The 20,440-nt window shown below is 57.4% G+C and carries 21 protein-coding genes, 1 tRNA gene and 1 riboswitch; of the genes, 18 read left to right on the forward strand and 4 right to left on the reverse strand.

Going from position 1 to position 20,440, the window contains the following annotated elements:
- The first annotated feature begins 50 nt into the window (after positions 1–50).
- The 3 genes from GWQ31_RS04860 (at position 51) to pyrF (ending at position 2,327) form a co-directional block, all read left to right on the forward strand.
- Positions 51–335 carry a lipopolysaccharide assembly protein LapA domain-containing protein gene (locus GWQ31_RS04860; protein ID WP_005315045.1) on the forward strand — a complete coding sequence of 95 codons (285 nt, stop codon included), beginning with the start codon at positions 51–53 and terminating at the stop codon, positions 333–335.
- 9 nt (positions 336–344) lie between these two features.
- Positions 345–1,511 (forward strand): lipopolysaccharide assembly protein LapB, encoded by a 1,167-nt coding sequence (gene lapB / locus GWQ31_RS04865; protein ID WP_275908778.1) that lies wholly within the window; start codon positions 345–347, stop codon positions 1,509–1,511.
- Positions 1,512–1,625: 114 nt separating this feature from the next.
- Positions 1,626–2,327, forward strand: a complete 702-nt coding sequence (gene pyrF, locus GWQ31_RS04870; RefSeq protein ID WP_169045946.1) for an orotidine-5'-phosphate decarboxylase — start codon at positions 1,626–1,628, stop codon at positions 2,325–2,327.
- A 73-nt stretch (positions 2,328–2,400) separates the two neighbouring features.
- Here pyrF and rrtA read toward each other — a convergent pair whose 3' ends face one another.
- Positions 2,401–2,979, reverse strand: coding sequence for a rhombosortase (gene rrtA / locus GWQ31_RS04875; RefSeq protein ID WP_011898635.1), 579 nt, complete (start codon positions 2,977–2,979; stop codon positions 2,401–2,403).
- On the opposite strand from rrtA, the gene GWQ31_RS04880 reads away from it, so the two are divergent.
- The 5 genes from GWQ31_RS04880 to GWQ31_RS04900 all read left to right on the forward strand — a co-directional run bounded on the left by GWQ31_RS04880 (position 2,978) and on the right by GWQ31_RS04900 (position 5,854).
- Complete coding sequence (locus tag GWQ31_RS04880; protein WP_275908779.1) at positions 2,978–3,598, forward strand: tRNA-uridine aminocarboxypropyltransferase; 621 nt, start codon at positions 2,978–2,980, stop codon at positions 3,596–3,598. The two genes, rrtA and GWQ31_RS04880, sit on opposite strands and share 2 nt — an antisense overlap.
- Positions 3,599–3,621: 23 nt before the next feature.
- Positions 3,622–4,329 (forward strand): 7-cyano-7-deazaguanine synthase QueC, encoded by a 708-nt coding sequence (gene queC, locus GWQ31_RS04885; protein ID WP_021140295.1) that lies wholly within the window; start codon positions 3,622–3,624, stop codon positions 4,327–4,329.
- A gap of 61 nt (positions 4,330–4,390) precedes the next feature.
- Complete coding sequence (gene queE, locus GWQ31_RS04890) at positions 4,391–5,062, forward strand: 7-carboxy-7-deazaguanine synthase QueE (protein ID WP_165484261.1); 672 nt, start codon at positions 4,391–4,393, stop codon at positions 5,060–5,062.
- Position 5,063: 1 nt separating this feature from the next.
- On the forward strand, positions 5,064–5,294 hold the full coding sequence (locus tag GWQ31_RS04895; protein WP_005315061.1) for a DUF3820 family protein: 231 nt from the start codon (positions 5,064–5,066) through the stop codon (positions 5,292–5,294).
- A complete protein-coding gene (locus GWQ31_RS04900) occupies positions 5,291–5,854 on the forward strand; it encodes a cob(I)yrinic acid a,c-diamide adenosyltransferase (protein ID WP_275908780.1) in 564 nt (187 codons plus the stop codon). Before GWQ31_RS04895 ends, GWQ31_RS04900 begins: the two co-directional genes overlap by 4 nt.
- A gap of 66 nt (positions 5,855–5,920) precedes the next feature.
- Here GWQ31_RS04900 and GWQ31_RS04905 read toward each other — a convergent pair whose 3' ends face one another.
- Entirely contained in the window at positions 5,921–6,328 is a 408-nt protein-coding gene (locus GWQ31_RS04905) for an H-NS family nucleoid-associated regulatory protein (RefSeq protein ID WP_058394089.1), read from the reverse strand.
- Positions 6,329–6,648: 320 nt separating this feature from the next.
- Positions 6,649–6,820: riboswitch (Lysine riboswitch) on the forward strand.
- Positions 6,821–6,906: 86 nt separating this feature from the next.
- Between GWQ31_RS04905 and GWQ31_RS04910 the strand changes: the two genes are divergently transcribed.
- Together GWQ31_RS04910 and GWQ31_RS04915 are read left to right on the forward strand one after the other, a co-directional pair.
- A complete protein-coding gene (locus tag GWQ31_RS04910) occupies positions 6,907–8,487 on the forward strand; it encodes a Na+/H+ antiporter NhaC family protein (RefSeq protein ID WP_058394088.1) in 1,581 nt (526 codons plus the stop codon).
- A gap of 104 nt (positions 8,488–8,591) precedes the next feature.
- A complete protein-coding gene (locus GWQ31_RS04915; protein WP_005315094.1) occupies positions 8,592–9,173 on the forward strand; it encodes a thymidine kinase in 582 nt (193 codons plus the stop codon).
- A gap of 59 nt (positions 9,174–9,232) precedes the next feature.
- Here the strand turns inward: GWQ31_RS04915 and GWQ31_RS04920 are convergent, their stop codons facing one another.
- Positions 9,233–10,570, reverse strand: a complete 1,338-nt coding sequence (locus tag GWQ31_RS04920; protein WP_113721246.1) for a flavohemoglobin expression-modulating QEGLA motif protein — start codon at positions 10,568–10,570, stop codon at positions 9,233–9,235.
- Positions 10,571–10,728: 158 nt separating this feature from the next.
- On the opposite strand from GWQ31_RS04920, the gene GWQ31_RS04925 reads away from it, so the two are divergent.
- Together GWQ31_RS04925 and GWQ31_RS04930 are read left to right on the forward strand one after the other, a co-directional pair.
- Positions 10,729–11,184, forward strand: a complete 456-nt coding sequence (locus GWQ31_RS04925) for a YbjN domain-containing protein (RefSeq protein ID WP_080561576.1) — start codon at positions 10,729–10,731, stop codon at positions 11,182–11,184.
- 237 nt (positions 11,185–11,421) lie between these two features.
- A tRNA-Ser gene (locus GWQ31_RS04930) sits at positions 11,422–11,509 on the forward strand.
- Between the two features lie 446 nt (positions 11,510–11,955).
- Here the strand turns inward: GWQ31_RS04930 and alr are convergent.
- Positions 11,956–13,059 (reverse strand): alanine racemase, encoded by a 1,104-nt coding sequence (gene alr, locus GWQ31_RS04935; protein ID WP_275908781.1) that lies wholly within the window; start codon positions 13,057–13,059, stop codon positions 11,956–11,958.
- 1,236 nt (positions 13,060–14,295) lie between these two features.
- Between alr and hybO the strand changes: the two genes are divergently transcribed.
- The 6 genes from hybO to hybE are packed head-to-tail and all read left to right on the forward strand — an operon-like array spanning position 14,296 to position 20,403.
- Positions 14,296–15,429, forward strand: coding sequence for a hydrogenase 2 small subunit (gene hybO / locus GWQ31_RS04940; RefSeq protein WP_219598866.1), 1,134 nt, complete (start codon positions 14,296–14,298; stop codon positions 15,427–15,429).
- 2 nt (positions 15,430–15,431) lie between these two features.
- Positions 15,432–16,496 (forward strand): hydrogenase 2 operon protein HybA, encoded by a 1,065-nt coding sequence (hybA, locus tag GWQ31_RS04945; RefSeq protein WP_111588736.1) that lies wholly within the window; start codon positions 15,432–15,434, stop codon positions 16,494–16,496.
- Positions 16,489–17,676 (forward strand): Ni/Fe-hydrogenase cytochrome b subunit, encoded by a 1,188-nt coding sequence (hybB, locus tag GWQ31_RS04950; RefSeq protein ID WP_275908782.1) that lies wholly within the window; start codon positions 16,489–16,491, stop codon positions 17,674–17,676. Before hybA ends, hybB begins: the two co-directional genes overlap by 8 nt.
- A complete protein-coding gene (hybC, locus tag GWQ31_RS04955) occupies positions 17,673–19,376 on the forward strand; it encodes a hydrogenase 2 large subunit (RefSeq protein ID WP_275908783.1) in 1,704 nt (567 codons plus the stop codon). Before hybB ends, hybC begins: the two co-directional genes overlap by 4 nt.
- On the forward strand, positions 19,376–19,906 hold the full coding sequence (locus GWQ31_RS04960) for a HyaD/HybD family hydrogenase maturation endopeptidase (RefSeq protein ID WP_275908784.1): 531 nt from the start codon (positions 19,376–19,378) through the stop codon (positions 19,904–19,906). The genes hybC and GWQ31_RS04960 overlap by 1 nt, the downstream gene beginning before the upstream one ends.
- Positions 19,888–20,403: a hydrogenase-2 assembly chaperone gene (gene hybE, locus GWQ31_RS04965; RefSeq protein WP_275908785.1), complete on the forward strand. Its 516-nt coding sequence runs from the start codon at positions 19,888–19,890 to the stop codon at positions 20,401–20,403. The genes GWQ31_RS04960 and hybE overlap by 19 nt, the downstream gene beginning before the upstream one ends.
- The last annotated feature ends 37 nt before the right edge of the window (positions 20,404–20,440 follow it).

Below are 20,440 nucleotides of genomic sequence, written 5' to 3' on the forward strand. Positions count from 1 at the left end.
ATGATTTTAAGGATAATCAGCCTTTCATTAGATACTGACAGGGAGCTCCTATGAAGCGTATCTTGGCCCTCATTCCGCTGGTGCTGGTGTTTATTCTGACCCTGGCCATCGGTTCGCAAAATGGTCAGCTGGTGCAGTTCAATTATTTGATTGCCCAAGGGGAGTTTTCGCTCTCCATGTTGCTGGGTCTCTTCTTTGGCGGTGGCTTCCTGCTGGGCTGGCTGGTCTTTGGTCTGCTGTTTTTGCGTCTCAAGATGCAGAACCGCACCCTCAATCGCACCATGCGTCGTCAATCCCGCGAGTTGGAGCTGGCTCGGTCGACAGTCAAGGAATAATGTCCCTCGATGCTTGAACTGCTTTTCCTGCTGTTGCCTATTGCCGCCGGTTATGGCTGGTACATGGGGCGCAGGAGTGTTCGCCAGGACACCCAGAAACAGAGTAATCAATTCTCCCGCCAGTACGTGGCGGGCCTCAACTATTTGCTGTCTGACGAGTCGGACAAGGCGGTGGATCTTTTTATCCAGCTGCTGGAAGTGGACAGCGAAACCATCGAAACACACCTCTCTCTTGGCAACCTGTTTCGCCAGCGTGGCGAGGTGGACAGAGCCATCAAGATCCACCAGAACCTGGTCACCCGTCAGCTGACCCGTGAACAGCGTCAGCTTGCGTTGCAGGAGCTGGCCCGTGACTTTCTGGCTGCCGGTTTGCTCGACCGCGCCGAAGCGCTCTGGAACGAGCTGTGCGAAGACAGCGACTATGAAGAGACGGCGCTGGCCCAGTTGTTGATCATCCATCAGCAGTTGCGTGACTGGGACAAGGCCATCGATGTCGCAGTGCGACTGCAGAAATATCAGGGCAAGAAGCTGGCCGATCCCATTTCCCATTTCTATTGCGAACAGGCGGAGAGTGCCTTGCGTGATGGCGATGAGTCTATGGGGCGCGCCAAGCTCAAACGTGCGCTGGGGGTCAATCCTGCCTGTGCCCGTGCCAGCCTGCGCTTGGCCGAGCTGGCGATGGTGGTACAAGACTATGAACAGGCCGGCAAGGATCTGCTGCGGGTGTTCGAGCAGGACATGGATTTTGCCTCCGAAGCCATCCCTCACCTCACAGAGTGCTACCAGCGCCAGGGGCGTTCCCTCGAACTCATTCCCTTGCTGGAGCAGGCGGTAGAGGATCACGCCGGAGTGAGCGTGACTCTGGCCCTTGCCAAACTGGTGGAGGAGCGCGATGGCCTGAACCAGGCCCGTGCTCTGGTATTGCGTCAGTTGCGCCGTCACCCCTCCATGAAGGGGTTCTACCAGTTGGTGGGCTTTCAGCTGGCCAGCGCTGAGGAGGGGCCCGCCAAGGAGAGTCTGGAGCTGCTGCAACAACTGGTCGGCGATCAGATCAAGATCAAATCAACCCACAAGTGTCGGCAGTGTGGTTTTGCCACCCACTCGCTGTTCTGGCAATGCCCATCCTGTCGCCAGTGGGGTTCCATCAAGCCGATCCGTGGCCTGGATGGTGAGTAATCGATAGAAAAAAAATGAGGTGCCAGGTACTTCCGGTGCTGCGGCAGCGCCATCAGGCCGGGTCTGGATGGTGAGCGACAAACCAGATAGTGATAACAATCAATAGGAAGTGAGATGCTAGATCCCAAAGTACTGGTAGCGCTGGATTATCAGCACGAGGCCGATGCCTTCGCGTTCATTGAACGTATCTCTCCGGCCCAGTGCCGCCTCAAGGTCGGCAAGGAGATGTTCACCCTGTTTGGTCCCCAGTTTGTACGCCAGCTAGTGGTCAGGGGATTCGATGTCTTTCTGGATCTGAAGTTTCACGACATTCCCAATACCGTGGCCAAGGCTGTGGCCGCCAGTGCCGAGCTGGGTGTCTGGATGGTCAACGTCCATGCCAGCGGTGGAGAGCGGATGATGCGTGCTGCCAAGGAGGCGCTGGCTCCCTATGGTGACAAGGCTCCCCTGTTGATCGGTGTGACAGTGTTGACCAGCATGGAGCAAGCCGACATGGTGCCGCTTGGTCTGGATGTGAGCCCTGCCGAGCAGGTGATCCGTCTGGCCACACTGGCCAAAACCTCGGGACTGGATGGGGTGGTCTGTTCCGCCAATGAAGCCTGTGAGCTGAAGGCCTTGCTTGGTGCAGACTTCAAGCTGGTGACGCCTGGTATTCGTCCTGCGGGCTCTGATGCAGGTGATCAGCGTCGGGTGATGACGCCGCGTGCTGCGATGGATGCAGGGGCTGACTATCTGGTGATTGGTCGACCCATCACCCAGGCAGACGATCCCGCCGCTACCCTCTCAAGCATCAATACCGAGCTGGCAGGGCGATAAGGTTTGAAGGGGACAGGCCGATTGACCGCCCGGCCTGTCCTGTTCTACCGGCACAGCACTCTGCCGGTAGAAGTCACTCCTTGACGGTTTGGGTACCCAGACTGACGGGCAGCAGGCCAAGCAACAGGCCCGCTCCCGAACCAATCAGATGCGACTCTATGTGTACCCGGGCGCCGATAAGGGCAGATACCGGACTCCCCCCCGCACTGTAGAAGTCCACCCCCAGTTTGATGGTCACCCCCAGCAACATCAGCCAGCCCGAATAGCGGCGATAGCGGATATCCTGCAAGGCTCCCCATACGAACAGGCCGTGCAAGGCCCCTGACAACCCCATATACCACTGGGTTTGCGGACACCACCACCAGATCCCGAGGCCGACGGCGCAACCCAAGAGCAGCAGCAGTACCGGCAGGCGGCAACCCGTCAGGTATTCCCGAAACAGACTGTAGAGCACGCACAGACCGCTCAGGTTGAGCAGCAGGTGCCACAGATTGGTATGGGCCAGATTGCCTGTTATGATGCGCCACCCTTCGCCCTGGGCGATCAGGGCTCGCTCGAAGGAGAGCAGGTGATTCGGTACGGTGAAAAAGAGCAACAAGCTGGCGAGTGAAAGCGTGATAACCCAGAGCAATCCTGATTTTTCAGACAACATGAAACGGCCCAACGACAAGAAGAGTCGATACTGTACACGTTGCACCAGAGCCCTCAAAGCCTGCCTTTGTGATTATATTCGGCAGGTATCCCATCTCGCTCCCCTTCATATTCTGCAGCACCCGAGCGAAGCAGGGCATCCCAAGGGTACAGCCGCTCTGCTGGCCGCGTCCCTGACTCAGGCCTGTATTCATGTGGGAGAAGACTTTGCCGGGGCTCAGTGGCTCAATGCCTTGCTGGCGGATCCCAAGATGCACTGTTATCTGCTCTGGCCCGACGAGCAGGCTCTGGGGCTGGATCAGGTGCGAGAGCGAATAGTGCAAAACGATGAGGGCGGCAAGGTCTGCTTCATCCTGCTCGATGGCACCTGGCGCAAGGCGTATCGCATGTTGCACAGCAATCCGGCCTTGCTGCGGTTGCCCAGGATCAAGCTCGGCGCTATCCCCGGCCAGTACTCCATTCGCAAGAAACCCTTTCCCGAGGCGCTGTCGACCCTGGAGACTGGCTACCATCTGTTGTCCCAGTGGGAGGGTGAACCCGAACGCTTCGCCCCGCTGATGACCCTCTTTACCCATTTAAACCAGCAGTGGCATGACTTTGTAAAAGGTCGCCGCGTGTAAATTGCAAACCAGGAGTGATGAACGTGAAAAAAGCCGTCGTGGTATTCAGTGGTGGGCAGGACAGTACCACCTGTCTGGTACAGGCTCTTGCCCATTATGACGAGGTGCACGCCATTACCTTCGATTATGGCCAGCGCCATCGGGAGGAGATTGAGACTGCTCGCCGGTTGGCCACTCAGTTTGGGATCGCAGCCCACAAGGTGATGGATGTGACCCTGCTCAATGAACTGGCCGTCTCGGCCCTGACCCGGGACGAGATCCCGGTCAGTGGTGAATTGCAGGACAACGGCCTGCCCAACACCTTCGTACCGGGCCGCAACATATTGTTTCTGACCCTGGCGTCCATCTATGCCTACCAGGTGGGTGCCGAGGCGGTGATCACAGGGGTGTGCGAGACTGATTTTTCCGGCTACCCAGATTGCCGTGACGAATTCGTCAAGTCGCTCAATCAGGCCGTCTCTCTGGGGCTTGATCGCGGCATCCGTTTTGAAACCCCGCTGATGTGGCTCGACAAGGCTGAAACCTGGGCGCTGGCGGATTACTACGGCCACCTGGAGACGGTGCGCCAGCAGACACTCACCTGTTATAACGGCATTGCTGGCGATGGCTGTGGCCACTGTCCTGCCTGCGAACTGCGTAGCCGGGGGCTGGATCTGTATCTGGCCGACAAGGCGGGGATCATGGCCCGGCTGTACGAGAAAACCGGATTGTGTGAGAAAAGCGGACTGTGAGCCTGCGTCTTGCCCTTGCTTGGGGTATAATCCGCGACTTTTGCAACAAGCCGTGACCGTGATGCACTACCCAATCAACGAGATATTCCAGACCATCCAGGGGGAGGGCATCTTCACCGGCCTGCCCGCCATCTTCGTTCGCCTGCAAGGCTGCCCCGTGGGTTGCCCCTGGTGCGACACCCGTCATACCTGGATTGTCGATCCTGCTCGTGAAGTGGGGGTACAGGCGGTGCTGGACTGCTCCAATGAGTCTGATAGCTGGAGCAAGATGAGCACGGATCAGATCCTGGCCAGTTTCCAGCAGCTGGGTTATCAGGCTCGTCATGTGGTGATCACGGGGGGCGAGCCTTGCCTCTATGATCTGCATGAGCTCTCTACCGTCTTGCTGGCGGCGGGATATCAGGTGCAGATCGAAACCAGTGGTACCAGCGAGATCAAGACTCACGACAGTACCTGGGTCACAGTTTCGCCCAAGATTGGTATGAAGGGGGGCCTGCCCGTGCTGGTATCGGCGCTTGAGCGTGCCAACGAAATAAAGCACCCGGTCGCGACCGAGCGCCATATCGAGGAGCTCGATGTCCTGCTGGCAACCGCCACTTTGCGCCCGGATGTGGAAATTGCGCTGCAGCCCATCAGCCAGAAGCCCCGTGCTACCCAGCTGGCGATGGCAGTCTGTATTGCCCGTAATTGGCGGCTATCTATCCAGACTCATAAATATCTGGATATTGATTAATATGGAGTGGTTATCCGACGAGCGCGTGCTGCTCACTCTGGCCAACAAGATGCCTTACGGCAAATATCAAGGGCGACGCATCATCGATATTCCGGAGCCCTATCTGGTGTGGATGGCACGCACCGGTTTTCCTGCCGGTGCGCTGGGTCAAACGCTGGCCCTTGCCTATGAAATCAAGCTGAACGGGCTCGAATCCATGATTGTTCCCATTATTAACAGGATGTCGGTATGAGGATATATACGAGGCAGGGCGATAAAGGCATGACCCGACTGGCCGATGGTGTGCAATTGGCCAAGGATGAGCTGCGGGTAGAAACCTATGGCTATATCGATGAATTGAATTCTCATATAGGTCTGCTCATTGCGGAGGTGCCCGCAGCTGAAACCGGTTTATTAGCCGACCTGGTATTATTGCAGCAAGAGTTGTTCGATTTGGGTGGGGAGTTGGCTTTTTCCAGCGATGGCCAGCATGAGGCCATCTGGCAGGTAAATAACGAATGGACCTTGCGCCTTGAGCAGCAAATCGATGCCTACAGCGCCAATTTACCTCTGCTGCGCAATTTCATTTTGCCCAGTGGTTCCCGTGCTGCGTCACAAGCTCACGTGGTGCGAACCCTGACCCGTCGCTGTGAGCGCCTGCTGCTGAGTTTGAGTCGTGCAGAGCAGATCAACCCGGCCATACTGCCCTATGTAAACCGGCTGAGTGACTGGTTCTTCACCATAGCCCGCTACCTGCTGGCCTGCACCGGGACGCCGGAAGTGCTCTGGATCAAGGCGGCCGAACGGGGCTGATGGCGTTATATCAGGCAATAAAAAACCTCGCAGTGCGAGGTTTTTTATTGGTCGGTGATTTGCCAATCAGATGGCAAATTCCTCGATGGATTTGCCTTCGGCAACGGCCTTGGCAATCGCGGAAGGCATACGGCCCTGACCGGTCCAGGTTTTTTCAACACCATTATCCAGATAGCGGTATTTGGCAGGGCGTGGGGCACGCTTGCCTTTTTTCGCAGCCTTGGCCGGCTCGTTAGCCACTGTGCCAACCAGCTCGGCAGGATCAATGCCAGCGGCTTTCAGCATTTCGGTATATTCGTTAATTTTGCGCTGATGTTCTTCACGGGCCTGACGATCGGCGGCTTCATCCTGCTGACGTTCGGCAACAATAGCAGAGAGTTTTTCCAGACCTTCTTCCAATTGTTCCAGAGTCAACTCACGGCACGCTGCGCGCAAGCTACGGATATTCAGCAGTACTTTCAAAAATTCGTTCATAGTGTCCACCACGCGAGCAAAGGAGGGAATTAAATGAAAAGAGTAATTTTGGGTAATTTATACGCCAGCTTGCTATTAAGTCAAGATAAGCAAAATAATAAATTCAGCGTGCAAAATAAGTGAACTGTTTTGAGTTCAGACTGGATTCAGTAATATTGAATACGTCATACCCGACTGAGTTCCAAGTAGGTGAAAATAGCGACAAAACCAAAATATTTGCACCATTTGACTACCTTTTCCCCATTTTAAAATGGCCAACGTGGGGATTTAATCAAAAAACTTGCCATAACGTGCCAGCACGATAAAATGTGCCCCGAATACCTTTAAGTAGAGGCGCGCTGCCTATGACTACTTGTGCGGAGGGTGATGCCTGTGATGCACAAGGAAAGGAGTCAGCGCCGAAGTAGCCAGGCCATCATACCGGGCTGCTGGTTCTGCATCGAACAGGTGCAGGACTGCCATAGTCATCCACTATGGAGCGCTACCTGAAGGGGCTGAGGAGTATAACCTCCCCATGGGTTTTGTTTCTTTATCCTCTCGGTAGATCTCCACCTGCTGTCTTTAGGTGCAAAGAGATCATGGACATCATTCAGTACGCCGACTCAGGTTGGTCTGTCGTTCCCCCCTTGTTGGCCGTCGCCCTGGCGATCCTGACCCGCCGCGTCCTGCTGTCGCTGGGGGCGGGGATCCTGACCGGCAGCCTGCTGCTCAATCAGTTTTCTCCCCTCGACTCCCTGCATTACATCTTGAACACAGTGCTCAAGATCTTCTGGGTCGATGGTGCACTCAATCGTGACAACGTCAACATGATACTGTTCATGCTGCTGTTGGGTGGCCTCATCAGCCTGATGAGTGTCTCCGGCGCCACCCGCGCCTTTGCCGAGTGGGCCGAGCGCCGTGCCAAGACCCGCAAGGGGGCCAAGGCGCTCACCGGCATGATGGTGTTTGCCTTCTTTATTGATGACTTCTTTCACAGTCTGTCGGTGGGAGCAATCTGCCGTCCGGTGACGGATCGCTTCCAGATCTCCCGCGCCAAGCTGGCTTATCTGCTCGACTCCACTGCGGCTCCCGTCTGTGTGCTCATGCCCATCTCCTCTTGGGGGGCCTACATTATCGCCCTGGTAGGCGGCATCATGGCGGCGCATGGTCTGACCGAGCAGAGCCCGATTGCTGCGTTTGTCGAGATGATCCCGATGAACCTCTACGCCGTGTTCACCCTGATCATGGTGCTGGTGGTGATCGCGTTTCAGTTCGATATCGGCCCCATGCGTCAACATGAGCAGTGGGCGCTGGAAGGCAAGCTGTGGGATGAATCCAAGGGCCGTCCCATCGGTCTGGATATGGAGAGCCCGGAGGAGAGCAATGGCGGTATGATTGACATGGTGCTGCCGATCCTGACGCTGACCGCCGCAACCGTCTACTTCATGATTGACTCAGGGGCTGCCGTGCTGAGCGAGAAGGGGCTGCCCTTCAGCGTGCTCGGTTCGTTCGAGAACACCAATGTCGGCTCCTCTCTGGTTTACGGTGCCCTGTGCAGCCTGGTGGTTTCCATCGGTCTGGCGCTGCGCCTCAAGCTGGGTGCCAAGAACTGGATCAAGGCCGCGCCCCAAGGGGTGATGGCCATGCTGCCGGCGATCACTATTCTGCTGTTTGCCTGGGCTATCGGCTCTGTGGTGCGGGATGTGGAGACCGGTAAATATCTGGCTTCCCTGGCGAACGGCAACCTGCCGATCGAAGTGCTGCCTGCTGTGGTGTTTATCCTCTCCTGCGCCATGGCATTTGCCACAGGTACCAGCTGGGGCACCTTCGGCATCATGTTGCCCCTGGCCGGTGACATGGCGGCCGCCAGCGACATCAGCCTGATGTTGCCTATGCTGGCCGCCGTACTCGCAGGCTCAGTGTTCGGGGATCACAGCTCGCCCATCTCCAGTACCAGCATATTGTCGGCCACGGGTGCCGGTTGCCATCATATCGATCACGTCATGACCCAGCTGCCCTATGCGCTGACCATCGCCTTTGGTGCCGCGCTCGGCTACCTGGCCATGGGGTTGATGCATTCCGTGCTGGCGGGCTTTAGCGTCAGTGCGCTCTGGTTCGTGGTGTTTACCACTTATCACCTGCGCAAAGCGAAAACACGACCGGCGCTGGCCACCGCATAACGCACAAAAAACACACTTGAAGAGCAGGGGGCCCATGGGCCCCTTGGTTTTGTCCGGGGCTTTGGTTAGCATGCGCCCCATAAATTCAGTTTCGGAACAGCATAATGGCTTCACTGCACTACAAATTTGCCACCATGAATTCAGGCAAATCCACCCAGCTCATCCAAGCCCACTTCAATTATCTGGAGCGTGGCATGCAGCCCCTGGCCATGACACCGGCCATCGACGATCGCTTCGGCGCCGGGGTGATCAGTGCCCGGGTTGGATTGGAGTTGAAGGTGGAGGTGTTCAGTGATACCTGCGATCTGTTCGACATGGTCAAGGCGCGCCATGCAGTAAAACGCATCGATGTGTTCATCGTCGATGAGGCCCAGTTTCTGACCCGCGAACAGGTCTACCAGCTGGCCCGCATCGTCGATGAGCAGGATATTCCGGTGATCGCCTATGGTCTGAAGACCGACTTTCGGGGGGAGCTGTTCCCCGGCTCCTACCATCTGCTATGCCTCGCTGACAAGTTTGAGGAGCTCAAAAGCATCTGCTGGTGTGGCAACAAGGCCCACATGAACTCACGGGTGAGCGAAGCCGGGCAGGTGATGCGCGATGGGGAGCAGGTGGAGATAGGCGGCAACGATCGCTATGTGTCTCTGTGCCGCAAGCACTATCTGGCCGGGCGGGCATATAAATAGCCTGATAGGAATGACAGCAAGGGCGCCTCTATGGCGCCTTTTTTGTTGCCGCCAGCGGCTCAGTCTATCTCTATATCCACCGGCGCTATGATGGGGTCGGCCACCGGCAGGCGGTGAAACAGTTGGCGAAAATGGTGCTGTACCCGGCCTATGTCCACCAGAGACATGCCGGAGGCGAAACCAAACCAGACATAGAGTCCGGTGAGGTCGCGAAACATGGGGGGCAGATAGCGGGGGGCATCGATCAAGCCCTCCAGATAGTGCTGATAGAGCACTGGAATGTCATCCAGCGTCACCTTGCCGACGAACAGCATGGGCAGGATTTCAGGTACCCCTTCCAGCACGGCGCTGCGAATGAAGTTGACCGTTTCCACGTAGCCACGCACGTAGGAGAGATCCTTGGTAAAGCAGGCCCCCCCTTCGACCATGCCGCCGCGAAATACCCGCTGAGTGATCTTGTAGGCATCGTGCTCGCTGGTGCCTTGTTTCACAAAGTGCTGGAACACTTCGACAAAGTCGGCGCCGTGCTCCGCCATGTCGATGGCCATCACCCTGTCCGAGATACGCTTGGCCCTATCCGGAAAGGAGCTGAAGGTAAGGGTTTCAATCAATACTGCCAGCCCCTCCTGACAAGCGGTGATCCGCGGCGAGCCGGCACTGAGCCAGGTGGCGTAGGGTTGCTGGCGGCCGTTCAAGGTCGTGCCCACGTGGACCCAGCCTTCGTGTACTTCCAGCACTTGCAGATCCAGCTCGGAGAAGCGGGCGTGGGAGCTGAGCTTGATGTAATCCCCGCCGGCGGCGGCATCCGAGACGATGCCATCGCTCAACTTGACCTGCACAGTCCCCTCGCTGAAGTAGCTCGACAGCTTGCCCTGCAGCTTGGCGACCGCCGCTTCCCCTTCAAACTCCTTGGGGTAGGGGCGCACCAGATGACGGGCACCGGGCAGGGAGAAGATATCGCACAGACGGGCACCCAGCTCCTTGAGAGTCTTGCGATCGCCGCGCAGGTGGTCGCTGGCGGAGCCATAGAGCAATTGGCTGTAGCGCAGAAAGTCAGGTTGCCCGCGTTGGCGGAGCATCTCGATCACCACCATGTACTGATCGACTGTTTCTTGCAGAATGCGGCCCAGATCGTCCTGGGGGCCCAGCTTTCTGCGGATCCTGTCCCTCAGCTCCTTGAGCTCCAGATACTTGTTGCGTGGATCGAAGCCAAGGGGGAGGGTTTCGTAGAAGTGCTGGCCGATGGCGGGCAACGCTCGTCCCCCCTTGGCCAGAAACTCGGCCTGAAGATGACGGGGCCACTTGATGGCATCCAGAATACGGATGGGCTTTTGCAGAGTCAGCAGTTCATCCGAGAGGGATTTCAGATGCAGGCGATACTTTTCTTGGATGGTCATCTGTCCTTCTGTCGAGCGAAGGTGGTGCGAGAATGGGCTGAGTATATGCATAGCGCTTGCCAAAAAGAAGCGGAGCCCCCGCTTATCCGGCCACTGCACTTTTGGTTGCCGGAAAATTGGTTTAGACTGCGCCCCTTGATCCTTATCGTGTCGTGGAAATGATGAATATCCCCAGCTCTGAAATGATAATGCGTTGGTTGCAGCAGGCTCGCATCGAGCACTATGTTTGCGACCAGTGTCATGGCATCCACATTGTCTCCCTGCAGTCTGTCGACGGCATTCAGGAGAGCCGGATCTTTGTCGAAGAGGAAGGGTTGCTGTTTTCATCCGAGCTGGAAGTGCGCCCTTCGGCGCTGCTGCCGCTGATGGCCGAACTGGGTCGTCTCAACATGCAATACCCCTCGCTCAAGGTGTTCCTCGATATCATCGACGACAACCTGCCGCGCCTCATAGTAGGTCACACCGTCTTCACCAAGGCGGGCCTCTCCGTGGAGCAGTTCCTGTTGTTCGTTGAAAGCACCACGGCCGCGACCCACGAAGTGGTCTCTGAATGCGAGCGCCTCGGCTTCCTGAATCTGCCTGAAATACAGGTCGGATCCGAATCTGTGCATTGATTTGTGCGTTAAATGTGCGAACGGTTTCTTTGGCGAAAAAAGCCGTTGACGCAGGCGGGGCTTTCCCCTAAATTACGCCCCGTTCCAGCGCAACAGTGCTGCGAACCTAGTGTTGGCTGAACACGTTAATCAACAGACCAAAATTTGGTGAGGTATCCAAGTGGCTGCCCACCGACGAAGTCGGCAAGAAAGCGCGCGTAGCGTGCTCCGAAAGCCACTTCAAAGAAGTAAAAATTTGGTGAGGTGTCCGAGTGGCTGAAGGAGCACGCCTGGAAAGTGTGTATACGGCAACGTATCGAGGGTTCGAATCCCTCCCTCACCGCCATATTTAAAGAAACCGACCTGATGGTCGGTTTTTTTGTTTTCAGATATGCCATTTTTCTGCGATATCCCCCTTGTGTGTAATGCTATTTGGTCATGTCTTTCGTACCGCGATGAATTGAGAAAGCCCCATGAGATCCATGGGGCTTTTTTGTGCCTGAAGATGCACCGGCTGATGGTGTGGCAGAGGAGATATTGTCAGCCGCGACGTGGCATCTGCATGGCGGAGTCGGGCAATCTGTGCATGGAAGGCATGAATACATTGGGTGTCAGGCCCGGCTGCATGCAGCGACTCTCGCGTGAATCGACGCATGGAATATGCAACAGGACAGCAAAAGGTGGCTGGTCATGATACCAGCCACACGCCAGGCAAAATGATGGTGCTGGTTTATTCACTTCAATGGTGGAGGTACGCCATTGTGCGCGTGAGAGATGACAATGCAGGCCACATCAGCTTGCTGTCGTCAACAAGCCCCGCTTGCTGGCGGGTTTGATGACGACTCTCGACGTGAGCCGGGTCAGGAGCTCATAGGGGATGGTTCCTATCTTTTCTGCCACCTGCTCCACCGGCAGGCCATCCCCCCACAGGATCACTTCATCCCCCGTCTTGTCACCGGCACCGGGCCCAAGATCGACCGTGATCATGTCCATGGACACTCGCCCCACTATGGGGACCCGCCGACCATTGATGAGCACAGGGGTTCCCTGAGGTGCCATGCGTGGATATCCATCCCCATAGCCGACCGCAACCACGCCCAGAGTGGTGTCATGATGGGCCACCCAATGGCCACCATATCCTACCGACTCCCCTTGCTCGCATGGTCTGATGGCGATGAGCTGGCTCCTGAGGGTCATGACGGGACGCAAATCATGTTCGGATGCCAGCTGTCCGCCAAAGGGGGAGGCGCCATAGAGCATGATTCCCGGCCTTATCCAGTCGCTGCGAGAGTCTGGCCAGGCCAGGATCCCCGCCGAGTTGGCCATGGCCCTCTCGCCCTGCATCCGTGCTGTGAGTGCATTGAACTCCTCGATCTGCTGCGGGGTGGCTTGGCTGTCCTGCTCGTCGGACTGGCTGAAATGGGTCATGAGATGAAAGGGCTGCACCACGTTCTTGCAGTTGGCCAGCCGCTCGACAAAGGCGGGAATATCCTGCGCCCTGAGCCCCAACCGGTTCATTCCCGTATCAAGCTTGAGCCAGACGGTGATCGGTGTCGGCAGGTCGGCCTGCTCAAGCAGTGCCAGCTGATCCCAGGTATGAATGGTGGTCTGTAAGTCGTGAGCCGCCAGCAGGGGGAGTGCCTCTGCCGAGAAGAATCCACCCAGCACCAGAATGGGCTTGGTGATGGCGTTTGCCCGCAGAACCAGCGCCTCTTCGATCCGCGCCACCCCATAGGCATCCGCCTGAGACAGGGTATTGGCGACTTGCAACAGACCATGTCCATATGCGTTGGCTTTGAGCACGGCGATGATCTTGCTGTGGGGAGCATGGCGCCGCACAACGGCAAAATTATGGTGCAGTGCATCCACATCGATGCTGGCAGTAACAGTATTCATGATGGGTTATTTCTTCCATGAAAATGAAGATGGATATTGCCGGCAGCACAATAAGCATGGCGTGTTTGGCAAACGTCATTCAGTCATCGCACTCCTTGTGCGATTAAAGATTTACAATGTCATTTGAATATCTAATTGGCATAAGCATTATCTTTATATTCAACCATGTGATGACGAGCTAATACCTATTTTACAAATAAACCATCACTGGTATATGGATATAAAATATCGGCCAGTTTGTCTGAGCCCTCCATGGTGAACTGCTTCAATACAGGTAGCGACTTTGTAGGGGGCATGGTCACTACACTGTTAGCACATACACCTGCCTATGTTTTAATTATGTTACCAGTCGTGCTTGTAATGGTAAATAGTGTATGATGAATAATCGTTTTTTGACAAAATCATGGCATTTTCATCTGCCAATGTTTTTTGACTGGTGATTTCTATCGCGTTTTCTTGTCGGGGAATTATTTCTGTCTGCAGCCAGGAAACGAATTGCTCCCGGAGGATCGCAAGGGGACATAGCGACAAGAGAAAAATCCACAGTGGTTTCCCCCCTCTTCTCCATTATCTCTGTATGCCTGATATGAGAAACCCCGTGTTGATGAGCGATGATATGTCGCTGGTATTTGGAACTGGGCAATATGCACAAGCAGGGCCTCCGAGGCAAGGATGAAGGCTCTCGTATGAGTCATTTGTTGGCGTGCTTATGATACGGTGTCGCCATTGGAGGAGCCTACGCAGCAAGTGGACGACCCTTTTGAGGCTCTTCGTGTCAGCTTCTCATGTCTGTCGATTAAATACCTGGCCATGTGATAGCGCGTCTTATTGGTACCTCCGTTCGCTTCGGTAATATTTCATTTACATTAAATAAAGGTGTATCTGGTAGCGGTGTTTATTTTCACCGGGATTACTCAGAGTCAATAACATCTGCATGGGATAATTTGTGTGATCAGATATCCGCTCTGAATATTTAGCATCGAGAATTAACGCGTAATTTTAATGTTGTTAATTCAATTACAACATTAATTACCCCCTTGTGGGTATTTGTGCGTGCCAGTGCTGGAATAGTTAAGAGTTTGCTACATATGGTTTTTTTGATTAATGGCGATGGGTTTTATATTTTGGTAATGCCCTGTGGCTTGATAAAGATCAACACGTGAGGAGAGGGGAGTCCTTAGCATTTCCGTCATTAAGCATTTATCAAACAAGTGCTCATTAACGGGAATAAGAAGAATGGTCGAGGATAATTTTTTATCGGCTCATGGAATTAATCGCCGTGATTTTATGAAATTGTGTGCCGGGATGGCCGCAACCCTGGGTCTAAGCCAGAATGCCGTGGCCAAGATGGCCACCGCGCTCACCAGCCCCGAGCGGCCGCCGGTGATCTGGATAGGGGCGCAGGAGTGCACAGGTTGCACCGAGTCGCTGCTGCGCGCCACCCACCCCACCATCGAAAACCTGATCCTCAATACCATTTCGCTGGAGTATCACGAGGTGCTCTCGGCGGCCTTTGGTCATCAGGCGGAAGAGAACAAGCACAACGCCATCAAACGTTATAAAGGCAAGTACGTGCTGGTGGTGGATGGCTCCATTCCGCTCAAAGATGGCGGCGTCTACTGCATGGTGGCCGGTGAGCCCATCGTCGACCATATTCGCCGTGCTGCCGTCGATGCCGCCGCCGTCATCGCCATCGGCTCCTGCGCAGCCTGGGGTGGCGTGCCTGCCAGCGGTGGCAACCCGACCGGTGCCGTCAGCCTCGAAGAGGCCCTCGGCAATATCGGCACCCCCATCATCAATATTCCCGGCTGCCCGCCCAACCCCCACAACTTCCTCACCACGGTCGCCTACTACATCACCTACGGCAAGCTGCCAGCGCTGGATAGCAAGAAGCGCCCGCTGTTTGCCTATGAGCGCCTTATCCATGAGAACTGCGAACGTCGTCCGCACTTCGATGCAGGGCGTTTTGCCAAGGAGTTTGGCGATGAGGGCCACCGTCAGGGCTGGTGTCTCTACCATCTGGGCTGCAAGGGGCCGGAGACCTACGGCAACTGTTCGACTTTGGAGTTCTGCGATGTGGGCGGTGGCATCTGGCCGGTCGGCATCGGCCACCCCTGTTATGGCTGTAACGAGCAGGGGGTGGGTTTCAGCAAGGGGATCTTCCAGCTGGCCAAGGTCGAGAACCCGACCCCGCGGGTGGATAAACCCGATGTGAAGATCCAGGAGGGGGGCTATACCTCGCCCACCGCCACGGGTCTCATCGGGGGGGCCCTCGGGGTGCTGGTGGGGGTGAGTCTGATGACGGTGCGTGAACTCGGTCGCCAGCAGAAGCGCCACGAAGCCGGGCAGCACCCATCACGGGAGGAGTAACCGTGAACAGACGCAATTTCCTCAAATTCGCCTCTGCCAGCGCACTGGCGGCAGGGGCAAGCGTGCCCGGCACTGCGCTGGCGGCGGCCAAGAACAAGCCGCCCATTCCCGGGTCGCTCGGCATGCTCTACGACTCCACCCTCTGCGTTGGCTGTCAGGCCTGTGTGGCGGAGTGCCAGCGTTTGAATGGCAACTCGTCCAATCCGGAGGGAGCACAGACCTGGTCCACCAACGACAAGCTGACGCCCTACACCAACAACATCATTCAGGTGTGGAAGAGCGGCACGGGTGAGCACAAGGATCAGCTGGTAGATGGTTACGCCTACATCAAGAAGCAGTGCATGCACTGCGTCGATCCCAACTGCGTCTCGGTCTGTCCGGTGCAGGCCCTTACAAAAGATCCCAAGACCGGCATTGTTCATTATGATCCGAGCGTCTGCACCGGCTGCCGTTACTGCATGGTGGGCTGCCCGTTCGATGTGCCCAAATATGACTACGACAACCCCCTCGGGGCCATCCACAAGTGCGAACTCTGCAACCAGAAAGGGCTTGAGCGGATCACTCAGGGCAAGCTGCCCGGTTGTGTCGAGGTGTGCCCGACCGGCGCCGTGATTTTTGGCACCCGCGAGGATCTGATGGCCGAGGCCAAGCGCCGCCTGCTGGCGAGCCCCGGCAGCGAATACGCCTATCCGCGCCAGACCCTTACCGCCAACGACCCTTATCTGCATGAGGTGCCGAGCTACCAGCCTTACGTCTATGGCGAGAAGGAGGGAGGCGGTACCCAGGTACTGGTGCTGGCCGGGGTGCCCTATACCAAGCTCGACATGCCCGACCTGCCGGAGCTCTCCTCCGGTGCCCGCTCCGAGCATATTCAGCACACCCTCTACAAGGGGATGGTGCTGCCCATGGTGGTGCTGACCGGTCTTTCTGTGCTCATTCGTCGCCACAGCAAGCAGAACGGCCACGATCACCATCAAGGCGATGGCCACGATCACCATCAAGGCGATGGCCATGATCAGGGCTCGGGCAAACAGGGCCATGAAAAGGGAGGCAAGGATCATGAGTAATCACAAGGCGCACCCGCTCGGCGGTAAGCTGGTCAGCTGGCCTGTGCTGGTGCTGGCCCCCTTTGCCGTGCTGTGCGGCATGCTGATCCTCAAACGCCTCTTCTTCGGGCTGGGCTCGGTCACCGATCTCAACGGGGGTTATCCCTGGGGGCTCTGGATCTCCTTTGACCTGCTGATCGGTACCGGTTTCGCCTGCGGCGGTTGGGCATTGGCCTGGGCGGTCTATGTGTTCAACCGGGGCGAGTATCACCCCCTGGTACGACCGGCGCTCTTGGCCAGTCTGTTCGGCTATTCGCTGGGGGGCCTCTCCATCACCATAGACGTGGGGCGTTACTGGAACCTGCCGTACTTCTACCTGCCCGGCCACTTCAACACCTCCTCTGTGCTGTTCGAGACGGCGGTCTGCATGACCATCTATATCGGGGTGATGGCGCTGGAGTTCGCGCCCGTGCTGCTGGAAAAGTTTGGCTGGAAGGCGTCACTCATTCGCCTCAACAAGATCATGTTCTTCGTGCTGGCGCTGGGGGCCCTGCTGCCCACCATGCACCAGTCCTCCATGGGCTCCCTGATGATAGTGGCGGGGGAGAAGATACATCCGCTCTGGCAAAGCTATGAGCTGCTGCCGGTCTTCTCCTTGCTGACTGCCTTCATCATGGGTTTCTCCATCGTGGTGTTCGAGGGATCCCTGGTGCAGGCGGGACTGGCGGGGCGTGGCCCCAACGAGAAGTCGCTGTTCTACAAGCTGACCCAGGTGATCGACATCTTCCTGATCCTGTTTGTGGCGCTGCGCTTTGCCGAGATCGTCATCAACGACAAGTCGGCCTATCTCTCCGAGTTCAATCGCTTCTCTATCATGTTCTGGAGCGAGATTGCGCTGATGCTCTTCCCGCTGCTGGTGTTCCACTGGGACAAGAGCCGCCGGGATTCGCGCATGTTGTTCCTGGGGGCCCTCAGCATGCTGCTGGGCGCAGCCCTCTGGCGACTGGATTACTCCCTGCTCGCCTTCAACCCCGGCAATGGCTACCACTACTTCCCTTCCGCGGAGGAGGTGCTGATCTCCCTGGGCTTCGTCGCCATCGAGGTGTGTGCCTATTTGCTGTTGATCCGGCTCTTGCCGGTACTGCCATCACTTGAACGTGTTCACCAAGATTATCAGGCCCGAGGGAAAGCCAACGTATGAGCCAACGTATCACCATAGACCCCATCACCCGCATTGAGGGGCACCTGCGTATCGACTGCGAAATCGAAGGCGGCATAGTCACCAAGGCCTGGTCGTCTGGCACCATGTGGCGCGGTATGGAGGAGATCGTCAAGGGCAACGACCCGCGCGATGCCTGGATGATAGTGCAGCGCATCTGCGGGGTATGCACCTCCATCCATGCCATCGCCTCGGTGCGGGCGGTGGAGAACGCCATCGGTGCCAAGGTGCCGGTCAATGCCCAGTACATCCGCAACCTCATCATCGCGGCCCACAACATCCACGATCACATAGTCCACTTCTACCAGCTCTCGGCGCTTGACTGGGTGGACATCACGGCGGCGCTGCAGGCCAATCCGCAAAAGGCGGCGGACATCCTCAAAGGGGTGTCTACCTGGTCCCTCAACAGCGCCGAAGAGCTGACCAAGGTGCAGGACAAGATCCGCGCGCTGGTGGCCAGCGGTCAGCTCGGCATCTTTGCCAACGGCTACTGGGGTCACAAGGAGATGAAGCTGAGCCCGGAGGTGAACCTCATCGCAGTGGCCCACTACCTGCAGGCGCTGGAGTGCCAGCGCGATGCCAACCGCATCGTCGCCATCCTGGGTGGCAAGACGCCCCATATCCAAAACCTGGCGGTGGGGGGGGTGGCCAACCCCATCAACCTGGATGCGCCGAGTGTGCTCAACCTGGAACGGCTGCTCTATGTGAAGAGCTTTATTGACCGGCTCGGCGAGTTCATCGAGCAGGTCTACAAGGTGGATGCCGCCATCATAGCCGCGCACTACCCCGAGTGGCTGGCGCTGGGGCAGGGGGCCAAGCACTATCTGAGCGTGCCCGAGCTCCCCACCGACGCCGACGGCGGCAGCTTCCTGATGCCGGGCGGCTATATCGAGAATGGCAATCTTGCGGGTTATCGCCCCATAGAGAGCCATCAGGATGCTTGGCTGATGGACGGCATTGCCGAGAGCAACAAGCACGCCTGGTACAAGGATGATGAGCCTCTCAAGCCGTGGGAGGGCAAAACTGAACCCAGCTACACCGGCTGGCAGGATGATGGCAAGTACTCCTGGGTCAAATCCCCCACCTTCTACGGCAAGGTGGTGGAGGTGGGGCCGCTCGCAGATCTGTTGGTTAAACTGGCTGCCAAGCACCCGGAGACGGTGGCGCATTTCGACCAGTTGAACGGCATCTACAAGGCACTCACCGGCTCTGCCATCAAGACCGAACAGCTGCACTCCACCATGGGGCGCATTATCGGCCGGGCGGTGCGCTGCTGCGTGCTGAAAGACACCCTGGCGCACCAGTGGAAGGCGCTCATCGACAACATCGGCAAGGGGGACTTCACCGCCTACATCAAGGCCGAGATCCCGGCGGACAAGGAGTTTCGCGGGGTGGGTTTTGAAGAGGCGCCGCGCGGCATGCTCTCCCACTGGATCGTTATCAAGGAGGGCAAGATCGCCAACTATCAGGCGGTGGTGCCGTCGACCTGGAACTCGGGTCCGCGCAACTTCAACGACGAACCCGGCCCCTACGAGCAGGCACTGGTGGGCACGCCGGTGGCGGATCCCGCCAAACCGCTGGAGGTGGTGCGTACCATCCACTCGTTCGACCCCTGCATGTCCTGCGCGGTCCACGTGGTGGATACCCAGAATGGCGAAACGACTCAGGTGAAGGTGCTGTGATGAACACCCTGATCCTGGGAGTGGGCAACCTGCTCTTGAGCGACGAGGCGGTGGGAGTGCGCATCGTCGAGGCGCTGGGGCGCGAATACCGTTTTGCCCCCGGCATAGAGCTGCTGGACGGCGGTACCGCCGGCATGGAGTTGCTGGAAGCCATGGCCAGTCGTGACCACATCATACTGGCGGACGCAGTGCGCAGCGGTAACCCGCCGGGCACAGTGGTGACCCTGCAGGGCGAGGAGATCCCGACCCTGTTTGGCCGCAAGATCTCACCGCACCAGCTGGGGCTGGCGGACGTGCTCTCGGCGCTGCACATGACGGAGGAATCCCCCAAGCGGCTCACTCTGATAGGCATAGAGCCTGAATCTCTCGAACCCCGCATCGGCCTCACCCCGCTAGTGGCGGCGGCCATGGGGGAGGCGAAGGATCGGATTCTGACCCTGCTGGCCAGCGTTGGCGCCCCCGCAATGCCGCTTTCCGAACAGGAAAAGGCAAAACAAGAGCAGGAGGGTTTATGGCGCAGTCCCATTTAAGCGAGGTTGATGCCGTACAGGAGTTTGCCGGTTTTGCCAGCAATCCCGCACCCCTGCTGGTGGTTCAGTACGAGCGGATCGCCCGGGAAGAAATGCAAGGGCTGCTCTTCTATCACGCCACCATGCCCATAGTGGCCGAGTGCGTGTTGTTTGAAGAGCAGTGGCTCGGCTGCGTGCTCACTCCCTGGATGCTGAGCCTGGTGGTGCTGCCGGGGCCGGATCAACGGTGGCCGGTGCGCAGCAGCAGCGATCGGCTCGCTCTGCAGCTCCCCTGCGGCAACATGACTTTTATGGTGGGCGAACTGCCCGAGACGGGACAGCTGCTGGCCAGCTCCCTGATGTCGCCGCTCGATCCCCATCTCGGGGCCGAGGAGGGGCGCTCGCTGGTGAGCAGCACCCTCAAAATGCTGCACTCCTTGCCGCTGCAGCAAGGTGCCATCGGCGTGGATCTGGGGCGCAGACGGCTGTTTGGTGCTCGTCGTGGCCAACCGGCATAGCCGCTAGGTTTCACGCGAAATCAAGTTTAGAATAGGG

The sequence above is a fragment of the Aeromonas sp. 2MA4 genome, from assembly GCF_029237305.1.
In the GTDB taxonomy this organism is placed as follows: Bacteria; Pseudomonadota; Gammaproteobacteria; order Enterobacterales; family Aeromonadaceae; genus Aeromonas; species Aeromonas salmonicida.